Origin of the sequence: Arthrobacter gengyunqii (assembly GCF_023022985.1) — a bacterium.
GTDB lineage: Bacteria > Actinomycetota > Actinomycetes > Actinomycetales > Micrococcaceae > Arthrobacter_B > Arthrobacter_B gengyunqii.
The window spans coordinates 2,115,905-2,130,097 of the sequence record NZ_CP095461.1 but is presented as its reverse complement, the minus strand read 5'-3'; the positions used below and the strand labels follow the sequence as shown (position 1 = coordinate 2,130,097).

The window sequence follows — 14,193 nt, the reverse complement described above, 5'->3', positions numbered from 1 at the left end:
TTACTGGATGCGGCGCAGGTTCAGCGGGTACCGGTAGGGCCGTCCGCGGTTGCACTCAATGCCGGCCACTACCGAAGAGACGGCGATGACAACCCACAGCATGGCGTTCAGGATGGCGAAGACCCAGCCGATCACCGGTATGAAGGACAGCAGCCAGGCCACCATGGCGATGATGGTGGGAGGCAGTGTGAAGTTCAGCGCTTCCTTGGATTCCTGCGCCGTGAACGGGCCGCGGTCGCGGAATACCAGGTAGATGATCATCGACGGGATGAATCCCAGGATGCCGCCAAAGTGCGCCATGGTTGCCCACTGCCGGTCCTCGGAAGCGGTCAGGGGCAGCGCGTTGGCCGGTGCACCCTGATAGGGGGGACGCTGGCCCGGACCCCGGTCATCGGGGCGGGGCTGGTCATTCTGACGGATGTTCGACACTGCTGTTTCCTTTTGCCTCTGGACGCCGTGGTCTTGCCTTAAGGTCACTTGCTTGTGACTTCCGGTACCCGGTGAGCCGGTGCGGATTGGGACCGTCCGACTGCTGCATATCTCATCTAGGGTACTGGGTTGAGCGCCCGCAGCCCGCAACGGCACGGCGGTGCAGCCCCTAAGGGACGGTCAGGAAGTCGATCACTTCCTCCACCCGCCCCAGCAGCGACGGCTCCAAATCAGCGTAGGAATTGACGCTGCCCAGCAGTTTCTTCCAACCCATGGCAACGTCGGTGTGGTCCCGGTGCGGCCACCCGAGGCCCTTCAGGATGCCGGTCTTCCAGTCTTCGTGGCGGGGCACCACGGGCCAGGCAGTCAGCCCGATGGTCTGCGGCTTGATGGCCTGCCACACATCCACGTACGGGTGGCCCACAATCAGCACGTTCCCCCGGGCTCCGGGGACGGCCATGGCTTCGGCCGCTATTCGGGACTCCTTGGACCCGGCCACCAGATGGTCCACCAGGATTCCCAGCCGGCGGCCGGGTCCCGGGCTGAATTCCCGCACCGCGGAGTACAGGTCGTCCACACCGTGCAGCGGCTCGACGACGATGCCCTCCACACGCAGGTCATCCCCCCACACCTTCTCCACCAGTTCGGCGTCGTGCTTTCCTTCAACCCAGATGCGGCTTGCCCTGGCGGTGCGTGCCCGGACGTTGTCCACCCGGACCGAGCCCGACGCCGTCCGCCGGGACACTGGGGCAGCTGCCTTGACCGCCGGAACCACCTCCACGGGCTCCCCGTCCAGCAGGAAGCCAAACCCGAGCTCGAAGGACTTCGTCTTGCCGCGCCGGTCCTCCAGCACCATCAAATGCAGCCCGCCGGACTTCTCCACCCGCACCACGGCGCCAACCCAGCCGCTCTGCACGTCTTCAAGCACCAGGCCTGCTTCGGCGCCGACCTTCGGCAGCACCCGCCGGGCCGGGGCGCTGATGTCCTGCGGTCCCCACGAAAAGTTCGACACGGGTGTAGTCCTCACTCTGGTTGCTTGGCTGGTGCACGCGCGGTTCACCGGTGGGCGGGCACGGGCTCCTCAATGCTAGCAACGCCGTTGATCCGTATTAGACTTAGCACTTGGGTATGGTGAGTGCTAACCAGCCCGGCGCCAATCCACATGCCTGTCCGGCACCGCAGTCAGGACATCACCGCCGCGCAGGACGTCAGCAAGGGAGGGAAAACCATGAGTGAACCACGCAGACTCGAGGTGCTCCGGGCCATTGTTGAGGATTACGTGCATTCGCGTGAGCCCGTTGGCTCCAAGGCACTGGTAGAGCGCCACCAGCTGGGAGTCTCCAGCGCCACCATCCGCAACGACATGGCAGCCCTGGAAGAAGAGGGCCTGATTGTTGCGCCGCACACTTCTGCCGGCCGCATTCCCACTGACAAGGGCTACCGCCTGTTCGTGGACCGGATATCGGACGTCAAGCCGCTGTCCGCCGCCGAACGCCGGGCCATTCAGACCCTGCTCGAGGGGGCCGAGGATCTCGACGACGTCATGGAGCGGACGGTCCGCCTGCTTTCCCAGCTGACCAACCAGGTGGCGGTGGTGCAGTATCCGCACCTGGGCAACGCCAAGGTCCGCCACATCGAATTTGTTCTGCTCGCACCCTCCCAGGTGCTGGTGGTGCTGATTTCCACCACCGGCCGGGTGGAGCAGCGGGTCATCACCGTTCCCGACCAGGTGAGCGAACCGGAGCTGCTGGAGCTGCGGCAGCATTTCCTGTCCACGCTCAGCGGTACGCCGCTGACCCGCATCACCGGACAGCTGGCCGACTGCCTGGCTCTGGTGCCGGCCCGGAAGCGGCGGAATGCCGGCGCGCTGGCCCACAGCCTGGAGCAGCTGGCCGGAATCAACCGTGAAGACCGCATGGTCATGGCCGGCACCGCCAACCTGGCCCGCTCCACAGTAGACTTTCCCCTGACGATCGGTCCCATCCTGGAAGCACTCGAGGAACAAGTGGTCATGCTTCGGTTGTTGTCGGAGATGGAGCAGGATGCCAGGGGCGTCTCGGTGCGGATCGGGCGGGAAAACCCGCACGGATCCCTTTCAGAGGCATCAGTCGTGGCCACCGGCTACGGGCCCGATTCTTCGGCAAAGGTGGGCGTCCTTGGACCAACCCGCATGGATTACCCCAACACCATGGCCACAGTGCGTGCCGTGGCCCGTTATCTGTCCCGGATACTGAACAACTAGACAACCGTTAGATGAATACACCAGCAGTACACCGGCTCCAGCCGCCAGCGGGCGGTCGCGGCCGGCGGACGCCCTCGGACGGAGGGTGCCGCGGACAACGCGGATACTGCGAATTACAGGAAGCGATGTGCACGAGTGAGCGATCACTACCAGGTCTTGGGTGTCGGACGCGACGCCACGGGCGAAGAAATCAAGAAGGCGTACCGGAAGCTTGCCCGCAAGCTTCATCCGGACGTTAACTCCGCTCCCGGAGCACAGGAAGAATTCAAGGCCGTCACCCATGCCTACGAGGTCCTGGCGGATCCGCAGAAGCGCCGCATTTATGACACCACCGGCAATGAGAACGGCAATGACAACGGCTTCGGCGGCGGCGCCGGGTTCGGCGGCCAGAACTTCGGCTTCCAGGACATCTTCGACACCTTCTTCGGTGGCGGCGGAGGCGGCGGGCGGGGTCCGGCATCACGGACGCGCCGCGGCCAGGACGCCCTGATCAATGTGCGCATCGACTTGAAGGACGCCGTCTTCGGCACCAACAAGAAGATCGACGTCGACACTGCGGTCACCTGCCCCACCTGCGACGGAAGCTGCTGCCAGCCCGGAACCTCGCCGCGGACCTGCGACATCTGCCACGGCTCCGGCCAGGTGCAGCGTGCGGTGCGCTCGATTCTCGGCCAGGTCATGACCACCGCTCCGTGCGGATCCTGCCAGGGCTACGGCACTGTCATTCCGGACCCCTGCCACGAATGCGCCGGCGAAGGCCGCGTCCGCAGCCGCCGCACCCTGAACATCAAGATCCCCGCCGGTGTAGCCACCGGAACCCGCATCCAGCTGGGCGGACAGGGCGAAGCCGGCACGGCCGGCGGACCGCAGGGTGACCTGTACGTGGAAATCCGGGTTAATGCCGATCCCACGTTCGTCCGTGAGGGCGATGACCTCCACGCCACGCTGACGGTGCCCATGACGGCCGCGGCGCTGGGCTCCACGATCAATTTCGAGACGTTCGACGGCGACCGCGAAATTGCGGTCAAGGCCGGCACCCAGTCCGGTGAGATCACCACCCTCAAGGGCCTGGGCGTGACGCATCTGCGCGGCTACGGCAGGGGAGACCTGCTGGTTCACCTGCACGTGGAGACCCCGCAGAAGCTGGATGCAGAGCAGGAAGAACTGCTGCGCAAACTGGCGCAGCTGCGCGGCGAGGAATACGCCGAAGGCCGCCTGGCAGGCAGCGGCACCGGCGTCTTCGCCCGGCTGCGGGACCGCCTGGGCAACCACTGACATGACCAACCCGATTTTCTTCGGCGACCCGGACGCTGTCCGGGCCGCCGGGGTTGGTTCCATTTTTGTGCTTGAAGGAGCCGAGGCTCACCACGCCGTCGCCGTAAAGCGCCTGGCCCCGGGGGAATCCGTGGATATCGTGGACGGGGCCGGACGCCGGCTCACGGGCTCGGTTATTGCTGCGGACCCCGCACGGCTGGAGCTCTCAGTGGAGTCTGTCGCCGAGGAAAATGAAGCGGCTGACACCCTGATGCTGGTTCAGGCCCTCGCCAAGGGCGGCCGGGACGAGCAGGCCATCGAAGCTGCCACTGAGCTCGGCGCGGACCGCGTCATTCCCTGGCAGTCCGAGCGCAGCATCGTCCGCTGGCGCGCCGACAAGGCGGCAAAGGGCCAGGCCAAATGGCAGGGCATCCTCACGGCTGCGGCAAAGCAGTCCCGCCGGTCGCAGGTCCCGGTGGCCGAAGAAATGCTGGATTCCAAAGCTTTGGTGAGCCGGCTGAAGGACGTTGACCTGGTGCTGGTGCTGCATGAAGAGGCCGACGGCGCACTGGTGCCGGCGCTGGCTGAAGCGCGCCGCCGCTGCGGCGGCAGACCGTTGAGCATCGCCGTCGTGGTGGGGCCCGAGGGAGGAATCAGCGGCGCTGAGGTCGAGCAGCTGCGCTCTTCAGGGGCGGTGGCGGTCCGGTTGGGCCGGCACATCATGCGTTCTTCCACGGCGGGGCCGGCTGCCCTTGCGGTCCTGAATTCCGCACTCGGCCGCTGGTAGGACTGCGGGCCGGACGGTTATCCGACTAGTGCGCGTCGGAGTACACGGTCACGCGTTTGGAGTCTTCATCCGCCCGGTCAGTTCCGTGAAATACGCTCACGCTGTATTCGCCGGGGGCCAGGTCAACAGCGAAACTGTAGAGGGACGTTCCGCCGGTGGGTGCTTCCAGTTCGGCGTAGCCGGTCTGGACGGCATCCTCGGCGGGCCGGCCGTCGACAATCGGTTCCACCCGCCAGGACAGCTGCCCGCCCTCCGACACCGCAGATCCGGAAACGGTGAGGACCGATTGGGTTCCGCCGCCTTCCTGCGGGTCAATGATCCAGATGGGGGCCACCAGGGAAGCGTCGCGCTCCAGCTGTCCTTCCAGGCGTTCCTGCCCGAAGGCCTGATAGCCGGCCTTGCCGTCCACCAGCAGCACCACGGAGGGTGCGTGCCCCACTGTGATGAGTCCGGCGTTTGACGCCGCCGCAGTGGCCGTATAAACCAGCTGCTGAACGGCGCGGTGTGCCATGCCGGCATCAAGTGAGGTCTTGAAGGCATCCGAGGAAATATCAACGGTGATGACGTTCTTGCCGGATATCGAGGCGGTGACGCTGCCGGCCTTGCTCCAGGGATTGAAGTAGTCCGGATCCGACGGCTTGCCCGCGGTCATCGCCGTGACCGCTTCAACAATGGGGTCGCCGCTCGTTTCGGACGGCTGGAATTCCCGGTAAAGGTGCACATTGGAACCGTTGATTCCGAGCCAGTAGACCGGGAGGCGTCCAGGCGCAGGCTTTCCTTCAGCGGGGGCGGTGACGCTCAGGGAGGCGGACAATGACCCTGCAGCCTCGTCGAACGGCGTGGGCATGGAGGTGGTGGGGGTGGCGGCCACTACGCCGCAGCCGCTGAGAAGAAGTGCAGAAACAGCAAGCAGGCCCAGGATGTTCCGGCGGTGAGGCAGGTGCCGGTGTTGCGGGGCTTCGCCCATTTCTGTCCTCCTTTCGCTGAAAGCTCGCTTCCCAGCTTGGCACACGGGAAACACCGGATTTGCAGTCTTAACCGTCCTGCTACCGGACTGAGACCCGATTGAGACCAGCCGCCGGACCCGGCGGGGCGCCCGCAGCGGCCCTCGGATGCACCGGATCCCGCAGGTGAGCGGGCGGAAACCGCCGCCAACGGAGCGAGACGGCCGCGGCGGCATCAAGTAATATTGAAGTGTCTGTCTTAACTCGCTCGGCCGCCGGCTCTGTGGGTGCAGACACGGAACTCACTCTGCAAAGGGGCGATGAAAGGCCTGGGAAGGCCGAATATATGACTGAATCCTCAGGAACCGGCACCATCGGGCTGGATCACCAGACCATCATCTTTGATTCCACGGAACACATGGTCCAGTCGCTGGGTGCCAACGACGAGGCGCTCAAGATTATCGAGTCCGCATATCCGCAGGCCAACCTTCATGTGCGCGGCAATGAGCTTTCCATTTCGGGACCGGCTGCGGTAGTTGAACTGACCCTCCGCCTTGTCGACGAAGTCCGGATCCTGGCCCGGAGCCAGACCAAGGTCACTCCGCAGCTGCTGGAACAGTTGATCACCATGCTGCGGGACCAGAGTGCCCAGCGCCCGGCTGAAGTCCTGACCCAGAACATCCTCTCCACCCGCGGCCGCACCATCCGCCCCAAGACGCTGAACCAGAAGAACTACGTCGACGCCATCGACCAGAACACCATTGTTTTTGGGATTGGCCCAGCGGGAACCGGCAAGACGTACCTCGCCATGGCAAAAGCCGTGCAGGCGCTGCAGCAGAAGGAAGTCAACAGGATCATCCTGACCCGCCCTGCCGTCGAGGCCGGAGAGCGGCTCGGCTTCCTGCCCGGGACGCTCAGCGACAAAATCGACCCGTACCTGCGGCCCCTCTACGACGCCCTGCACGACATGATGGACCCGGATTCCATTCCCCGTCTCATGGCAGCCGGGACCATCGAGGTAGCTCCGCTGGCCTACATGCGCGGGCGCACGCTCAACGACGCGTTCATCATTTTGGACGAGGCGCAGAACACCACTCCCGAGCAGATGAAAATGTTCCTGACCCGCCTGGGCTTCGGCTCCAAGATGGTGGTGACCGGTGACGTGACACAGGTGGACCTGCCGGGCGGCACGGCCTCCGGCCTGCGCATCGTCCACGACATTCTTGGCGACATCGATGACGTGGCCTTCTCCGAACTGCATGCCTCCGATGTGGTGCGGCATTCCCTCGTGAGCAGCATCGTGACGGCGTACAGCGAATGGGACGAGTCCCGGCGCAGTGCCCCGCCGGCAGGCAACCCCCGCACCGGTGCAGGACGGAGCTCCGCCAAATGAGCATTGAAGTGAACAACGAATCCACCATTGCGGTCGACGAAGAGGAGCTGTCCCGGCTGGGACGCTACCTCCTGGAAAACCTCTACGTGCATCCGGAAGCGGATCTGTCCATCATCCTGGTGGACGAGGAAGCCATGGAGAAACTGCACATCGAATGGATGGACATTCCCGGCGCCACCGATGTGCTGTCCTTCCCCATGGACGAGCTGCGGCCCGGAGTTCCCGGGCGCCCCACACCCGCAGGGGTGCTCGGCGACATTGTCCTGTGCCCGCAGGTGGCCACCGTGCAGGCAAAAACGGCCGGCCACGGCATGCAGGAAGAACTGCTGCTGCTGACCACCCACGGTGTGCTGCACCTGCTCGGGTACGACCATGCCGAACCCGAAGAGGAAAAGGAAATGTTTGGCCTGCAGCGCGACCTTCTGTCCGCCTACCTGGGCCGTGAGGCTCCGAAGGAGACGCGCAGTTGAGCGTGGCCCTGCTGATCTTTATGGCCGTGGCCTTCATGGTCCTGGCCGGACTGCTCACTGCTGCGGAGTCTGCCTACGGATACCTGCCGCGGCATGAGGCCGAAGCACTGCTGCAGGGCAAGGCCGGCAAGCCGCTGCGCCGGATTCTGCAGCATCCGGTGGCGCACATGCACGCCCTCCGGTTTTGGCGTGTCTGGTTCGAAATGGCCACCGCCGTCACTGTGGCCACCCTGTTCCAGATGCTCCTGGACAACATCTGGCTGGCAGGACTGCTGGCCACCGTGGTGATGGCAGGCATCGGATTTGTCCTGGTGGGAGTCTCTCCCCGCCAAATCGGCCGCAAGCACGTCACCGCCGTCGTCGTCCTAACCGCCGGTTTGGTGCGTTTCCTGCGTGTTGTCCTGGGCCCGATTCCCGGATGGCTCGTTCGGCTCGGCACCGCCGTCGCCCCCGGAACCCAGGGACCGGACGCCGCGTTCTTCACCGAAGAAGAGTTCCGCGAACTGCTGGACCGCGCTTCCGAGGCCGACATGATCGAGAATACCGAGGCCGAACTGATCCATTCGGTCTTCGAGCTCGGGGACACCAAGGTGCGGTCCGTGATGGTGCCGCGGACCGACATGGTATGCATCGAGGCCGGATCCACCCTGCGCCAGGCCATGTCCCTTTTCCTGCGGTCGGGATACTCCCGGGTGCCGGTAATCGAGGACAGCGCGGACCAGATTGTGGGGATCCTCTACCTCAAGGACGTGGCGGCGCAGATGCATTCCGGCTCCGGAGATCCGAGTACCCTCCGCGTGGAGGACTTCGCCCGCGGCGTCCGCTACGTTCCGGAATCGAAGGCGGTCAGTGAACTGCTGCAGGAACTGCAGCGGGAATCCACCCACGTGGCCGTGGTTATCGACGAATACGGCGGCACCGCCGGCCTGGTCACGCTCGAGGACCTGATTGAAGAAATTGTGGGCGAGATCGTTGACGAGTACGATTCCGAACGGCCCGAAATCGAAAACCTCGGCGGAGGCCGCTACCGCGTGAGCTCCCGTGCCGGCATCGATGACCTGGGCGAGCTGTTCGACGTCGACCTCGAGGACGACGAAGTGGACACCGTAGGAGGCCTGCTCGCCAAGGCGCTGGGCCGCGTGCCCATCGTCGGCAGCGAAGTGGTGGTTGACGGCATCGTCCTGCACGCCGAGCGCCTCGAAGGCCGCCGCAACAGGGTGTCCCACATCATCGCCTGGAAACAGCCCGACGACGCCGCCGAACCAGAAACACATTCCGACGACGGCAGGACATCATTCTCCCGCGTCTCCTCAACAGAATTGGTACCACGTAATGACTGATCCACAGTTCCGAGCCGGCTTCGTTTCTCTGGTGGGCCGGCCCAACGCAGGCAAGTCCACGCTGACCAACGCCCTGGTCGGCCAGAAGGTCGCCATCACTTCGGCGAAGCCGCAGACCACCCGGCACACGATCCGCGGCATTGTGCACCGCGAAGACTCCCAGCTGATCCTCGTGGATACTCCCGGGCTGCACCGTCCCCGCACGCTGCTGGGCAAGCGCCTCAATGACCTGGTCGCAGACACCCTGGCTGAAGTGGATGCCATTGGTTTCTGCCTGCCGGCAAACGAAGCCGTGGGTCCCGGCGACCGCTACATTGCCAAGCAGCTGGCGGCACTGAAGAAGAAGCCCGTCGTGGCGCTGGTGACCAAGACGGACCTGGTGGACCGCGCCGCACTGGCCAAACAGCTGATGTCGGTCACAGCTCTGGGCAATGAGGTCCTGGGCGAAGCAGGCTGGGCGGACGTGGTTCCCGTCTCCGCCGCCGACGGTTTCCAGGTGGACACCGTGGCTGAAGTGCTCGCCGGATTCATGCCGTCCTCTCCGCCGCTGTACCCGGACGGTGAACTGACCGATGAGCCGGAAGCCGTCATGGTTGCCGAACTCATCCGCGAGGCTGCCCTGGAAGGCGTCCGGGATGAATTGCCTCACTCCCTGGCCGTGGTGGTGGATGAAATCGTTCCCCGCGAGGGCCGTCCGGACGACAACCCGCTGCTGGACGTCCGGGTGAACCTGTACGTGGAACGTTCCTCACAGAAAGCCATCATTATCGGCAAGGGAGGCGCCCGGCTGCGGGAGGTCGGCACCAATGCCCGTGTGGCCATCGAAGCGCTGCTGGGTACGCGGATCTACCTCGACCTGCACGTGAAAATCGCCAAGGACTGGCAGCGCGACCCCAAGCAGCTGGTAAAGCTGGGCTTCTAGCACTGCACCACCGCAGCACCACTGGACACGATTCTCAGGGGCGCCGCGTACACTTTGAACTGCCGCCAACGGGAGTGCAACCGTTGGCATCACCTATTGAACTGCTGAATCACGAATTATTGAAGGGGACCGGCTCATGTCATCTCGCCGTGCCGACACAGGTGCCGGTCCCTCCGGGAACTCATCTTCCGTACCCTCCCGGGCAACCGCTCCGGGCGGACGACACCTCGGCCATGGAAGCGTCGGACACCCGGTGCTGCGGGCGATCGCCCTGACGCTGTCGCTGACCCTTGTCTCGGGTCTGGTCTTCGTGGCAGTGCAGGCGATCCGGCTGCAGCAGAACTTCGAGACCCGTCCGCTGAACCTTGGCTCGAAACAGGAGTCCGCCCTGCCGGTGGACGCCAACACCGATCCGCTGCAGATCCTCGTCCTGGGCACGGACAACCGCGAGGGACAGGACAGCAACAACTCCGACGTCATGATGCTCGTCAACATGGCAGCCGACCGGTCCCATGTAACGGTGGTGAGCTTCCCGCGCGACCTGCTGGTGCCGCTGCCTGAGTGTTTGGACCCGGAAACCGGTGCCGTCTACCCGGCCATGGAACTGGGGCAGCTCAACGGAGCGCTGGGCAACGGAGGTCCCGGGTGCACCGTGGCCGCCATCAACGAGCTCACCGGGCTGAGCATCGACCACTTTATGATGGCCGACTTCAACGCAGTCAAGGAACTGTCCAACACCTTGGGCGGAGTCGAGGTCTGCGTGAACCAGCCGGTGGAAGATGAGCTGTCCGGGCTGAGCCTTCCGGCCGGAGTCAGCAGCGTCCAGGGTGACCAGGCCCTTGCCTTCCTGCGGACCCGCCACGGCTTTGGAAACGGCGGAGATGAGGGCCGCATCCGTGCCCAGCAGAGCTTCCTCGCCTCCATGGTTCGCAAGGTCAACGAGGAGGGCACGCTGAACAACCTGCCCAAGCTGTACTCCATCGCGGAAACCGTGACCCGCAACCTCACGGTGGACAAGGAACTGACCGAAGTCTCCTCGCTGATTGCCCTGGCCGGCAGGATGAAGGACGTTGACTTGGGCCGCGTGGCCTTCGTGACGGCGCCGGTGGTTCCCTACGAATACGACAACAACCGCCTCGTCCTGGACGAAGCCCTTTCCGCACCGTTGTTCGCCGCACTGGCGGAGGACCGCGACATCACCGAACCCGCGCCGGAGCCGGAGAGCACGTCTCCGGATGGAACCACCGATCCGGCTGCGCCGTCCGACCCTGCTCCCGCCATTGACCCAGCGGCCATCCCGGTCACCATCCTCGATGCCACCGGAAGCACCTCAGACACCGGTACCGACAGCCGCGACCAGGCGCTGGCCGCCCATCTGCTCTCCTTGGGTTACGCCCAGGCATCCGCCGGAGGACAGACAGCAGCAGCCAGCCCGGCCACCCAGATCTTCTACGCGCCCGGCTATCAGGAGATGGCCGAGCAGGTGGCCGCCGCCCTCGCGGTTCCGGCTGTCCAGGTGGTTGCCAGCAACCTGGTCTACGGCGTGAGCGTGCAGGTCGGCCAGGACTTCGCCACCGGAAACACCATGCCCGATGCCGGCGACGTCGGCGGCCTGACCGGACAGACAGCCGCCCAGGTTACGTGCCAGAGCGCGTTCGGCAATTAACAATTGGGTTGCCCCCTGCCCCGCTGTTAGGGTGGTCACGTGCGCGCAGAGCTTCTTCTCCTTAGCTGCCGCGGCGAGGCCATGCTCAACATATAGGCCGACCCCTCGCTGCGGAGTTTGTGTTGCCCGGCCGCTCTTCTGAACTCCTAGAAAAGGCCATACCAGACATGCGAAATGCACAGCAGCCCTCGGGAATGCCCATCTCCAAATACGTTCCTTACTCCGAGCAGATCGCTTTTGAACTGCCGGACCGCACATGGCCGGACAAGCTCATCACCAAGGCCCCGCGCTGGTGCGCCGTGGACCTTCGGGACGGCAACCAGGCCCTGATCGACCCCATGAGCCCGGAACGCAAGCACAAGATGTTCGACCTGCTGGTGAAGATGGGCTACAAGGAAATTGAGGTCGGCTTCCCGTCCGCGTCCCAGCTGGACTACGACTTTGTGCGCCAGCTGATCGAAGGCGACCGGATCCCCGACGACGTCACCATCCAGGTCCTGACCCAGTCGCGGGAACACCTGATCGAACGCACCTATGATTCCCTCGAAGGCGCCGACCGGGCCATCGTCCACCTGTACAACTCCACCTCGGTCCTGCAGCGCAAGGTCGTCTTCAACACGGACCAGGACGGAATCGTTGACATTGCGCTCTCCGGCGCCCGGCTGTGCAAAAAATACGAAGAGCAGCTGCGCGGCATCGATGTCACGTACGAATACTCGCCCGAGTCCTACACCGGCACCGAACTGGAGTTCGCCCTGCGCATCTCCAACGCCGTCGCCGAAGTCCTGGAAGCCTCCCCGGACCGGCAGATGATCCTGAACCTGCCCGCCACGGTGGAGATGGCGACTCCGAACGTGTACGCCGACTCGATCGAGTGGATGCACCGCAACCTGGCCAACCGGGACTCCATCATCCTGTCCCTGCACCCGCACAATGACCGGGGCACCGGCGTCGCCGCCGCTGAACTCGGCTACCTGGCAGGCGCCGACCGCATTGAGGGCTGCCTCTTCGGCAACGGAGAGCGCACCGGCAACGTAGACCTGGTGACGCTGGGCATGAATATGTTCAGCCAGGGTATCGACCCCGAGATTGATTTCTCGGACATCGACCACGTCCGCCGGACCGTTGAATACTGCAACCAGCTGCCCGTCCCCGAGCGTTCCCCGTACGGCGGTGACCTGGTCTTCACAGCCTTCTCCGGCTCGCACCAGGACGCCATTAAAAAGGGCTTCGAGGCGATGGAAAAGGATGCCGCCGCTGCCGGCACCACCGTGGACGGCATCCCGTGGGCCGTGCCGTACCTGCCGATCGATCCGAAGGACATCGGCCGCACCTACGAGGCCGTAATCCGCGTGAACAGTCAGTCCGGCAAGGGCGGAGTGGCCTACCTGCTCAAGAACGAGCACAACATGGACCTGCCCCGCCGTGCACAGATCGAATTCTCCGGCGTGGTCCAGCGCCGCACCGACACCGCCGGCGGCGAGATCACCGGCGCCGAGCTGTGGAAGGTCTTCCAGGACGAGTACCTGCCCACCACCCCGGAGGCCGACGGCGAACCCTGGGGACACTACGCCCTCTCGTCGGTCAACGCGGACACTGCTGAGGACGGCACCTTCAAGCTGACGGCCTCGCTGATGAACGGCGGCTTGCAGCAGAAGCGCACCGCATCCGGCACGGGCCCGATTGCCGCCCTGCTGGAGATCCTCAGCGAGGACGGCATCGACGTGCGGCTGCTCGACTACACCGAGCACGCGCTTTCCGCCAGCGGCAACGCGGCGGCGGCAGCCTATGTGGAGCTGGCTGTGGGGGAGCGGGTGCTCTGGGGCGTCGGAATCGATGCGAACACCACCATGTCAGCGCTCAAGGCAGTCATTTCTGCCGTGAACCGGGCCATCCGCGACCGGGCCTGACGCACTCCCTGCAGCGGGCGCGCCCGGAGCCTGTGGGCCCGGGTGCGCCGCTGCAGCCTTTAAACGTGGGAAAATAGGGTCCGTGGCAGGAAAATCATTTGCATCCCGGACGTACCGGGACGAGGGCGTCATCCTGCGCACCCACAAACTGGGCGAAGCAGACCGGATCCTGGTGCTGCTCACACGCAGCCACGGACAGGTACGGGCGGTGGCCAAGGGTGTGCGCCGCACCTCCAGCAAGTTCGGTGCCCGGCTGGAACCTTTCATGGTGGCGGACCTGCAGCTCTCTTCGGGACGCAACCTGGATATCGTCACTCAGGCAACAACGCTGGGCGCCTACGGGCACGGCATTGCCTCGGACTATGCGCGCTACACTGCGGCGGCCGCCATTGCGGAAACTGCTGAGCGGCTGACCGACGTCGACGGCGAGTCAGCCAACGCCCACTATCGCCTGGTCATCGGCGCCCTGGCGGCACTGAACCGCGGAGCCCACGCTCCGGAACTCATCCTTGACTCTTACCTGCTGCGGGCCCTGGCCACCGCCGGCTGGGCACCCAGCTTCACCGTCTGCGCCCGCTGCGGTGCGCCGGGCCCGCACACTGCGTTTTCGGCCGCCCTGGGCGGGGCCGTCTGCTCCGCCTGCCGTCCGCCCGGATCGGCATCACCCTCGCCCGACACCATGGTGCTGCTGGCTGCCCTGCTCTCCGGGGACTGGCCAACCGCCGATGCCGCCGGACAGCAGGCCCGCCGTGAATCCGCCGGCCTCGTGGGCGGCTACCTTCAATGGCACCTGGAACGGGTCGTCAAATCCCTTCAACATGTGGAGCGTGTCTGAA

At 65.0% G+C, this 14,193-nt stretch carries 13 protein-coding genes; 10 read left to right on the top strand and 3 right to left on the bottom strand.

Going from position 1 to position 14,193, the window contains the following annotated elements:
• Window positions 1-420, bottom strand: coding sequence for a DUF4870 domain-containing protein (locus MUG94_RS09685; protein WP_227890296.1), 420 nt, complete (start codon window positions 418-420; stop codon window positions 1-3).
• Between the two features lie 178 nt (window positions 421-598).
• A complete protein-coding gene (locus tag MUG94_RS09680; protein ID WP_227907657.1) occupies window positions 599-1,441 on the bottom strand; it encodes a DUF3097 domain-containing protein in 843 nt (280 codons plus the stop codon).
• A gap of 216 nt (window positions 1,442-1,657) precedes the next feature.
• Here MUG94_RS09680 and hrcA point away from each other — a divergent pair, with 216 nt between their 5' ends.
• The 3 genes from hrcA to MUG94_RS09665 all read left to right on the top strand — a co-directional run bounded on the left by hrcA (window position 1,658) and on the right by MUG94_RS09665 (window position 4,712).
• Window positions 1,658-2,671: a heat-inducible transcriptional repressor HrcA gene (gene hrcA, locus MUG94_RS09675; RefSeq protein WP_227907658.1), complete on the top strand. Its 1,014-nt coding sequence runs from the start codon at window positions 1,658-1,660 to the stop codon at window positions 2,669-2,671.
• Window positions 2,672-2,806: 135 nt separating this feature from the next.
• Window positions 2,807-3,946 carry a molecular chaperone DnaJ gene (gene dnaJ / locus MUG94_RS09670; protein WP_227889967.1) on the top strand — a complete coding sequence of 380 codons (1,140 nt, stop codon included), beginning with the start codon at window positions 2,807-2,809 and terminating at the stop codon, window positions 3,944-3,946.
• A gap of 1 nt (window position 3,947) precedes the next feature.
• Entirely contained in the window at window positions 3,948-4,712 is a 765-nt protein-coding gene (locus MUG94_RS09665) for a 16S rRNA (uracil(1498)-N(3))-methyltransferase (protein WP_227907659.1), read from the top strand.
• Window positions 4,713-4,737: 25 nt separating this feature from the next.
• Here MUG94_RS09665 and MUG94_RS09660 read toward each other — a convergent pair whose 3' ends face one another.
• Window positions 4,738-5,679 (bottom strand): GerMN domain-containing protein, encoded by a 942-nt coding sequence (locus MUG94_RS09660; RefSeq protein ID WP_227907660.1) that lies wholly within the window; start codon window positions 5,677-5,679, stop codon window positions 4,738-4,740.
• Between the two features lie 323 nt (window positions 5,680-6,002).
• On the opposite strand from MUG94_RS09660, the gene MUG94_RS09655 reads away from it, so the two are divergent.
• The 7 genes from MUG94_RS09655 (at window position 6,003) to recO (ending at window position 14,192) form a co-directional block, all read left to right on the top strand.
• Window positions 6,003-7,049, top strand: a complete 1,047-nt coding sequence (locus tag MUG94_RS09655; RefSeq protein WP_227889964.1) for a PhoH family protein — start codon at window positions 6,003-6,005, stop codon at window positions 7,047-7,049.
• Window positions 7,046-7,519 carry an rRNA maturation RNase YbeY gene (ybeY, locus tag MUG94_RS09650; RefSeq protein ID WP_227889963.1) on the top strand — a complete coding sequence of 158 codons (474 nt, stop codon included), beginning with the start codon at window positions 7,046-7,048 and terminating at the stop codon, window positions 7,517-7,519. Before MUG94_RS09655 ends, ybeY begins: the two co-directional genes overlap by 4 nt.
• Window positions 7,516-8,859 carry a hemolysin family protein gene (locus tag MUG94_RS09645; RefSeq protein WP_227907661.1) on the top strand — a complete coding sequence of 448 codons (1,344 nt, stop codon included), beginning with the start codon at window positions 7,516-7,518 and terminating at the stop codon, window positions 8,857-8,859. Before ybeY ends, MUG94_RS09645 begins: the two co-directional genes overlap by 4 nt.
• A complete protein-coding gene (era, locus tag MUG94_RS09640) occupies window positions 8,852-9,781 on the top strand; it encodes a GTPase Era (protein ID WP_227889961.1) in 930 nt (309 codons plus the stop codon). The genes MUG94_RS09645 and era overlap by 8 nt, the downstream gene beginning before the upstream one ends.
• 136 nt (window positions 9,782-9,917) lie before the next feature.
• Window positions 9,918-11,447, top strand: a complete 1,530-nt coding sequence (locus MUG94_RS09635) for an LCP family protein (RefSeq protein ID WP_227907662.1) — start codon at window positions 9,918-9,920, stop codon at window positions 11,445-11,447.
• A 167-nt stretch (window positions 11,448-11,614) separates the two neighbouring features.
• The gene (leuA, locus tag MUG94_RS09630) at window positions 11,615-13,357 is read left to right on the top strand and encodes a 2-isopropylmalate synthase (protein ID WP_227907663.1); all 1,743 of its coding nucleotides are present in this window, start codon (window positions 11,615-11,617) and stop codon (window positions 13,355-13,357) included.
• Window positions 13,358-13,439: 82 nt separating this feature from the next.
• A complete protein-coding gene (gene recO, locus MUG94_RS09625; RefSeq protein ID WP_227907664.1) occupies window positions 13,440-14,192 on the top strand; it encodes a DNA repair protein RecO in 753 nt (250 codons plus the stop codon).
• Window position 14,193: the final 1 nt, after the last annotated feature.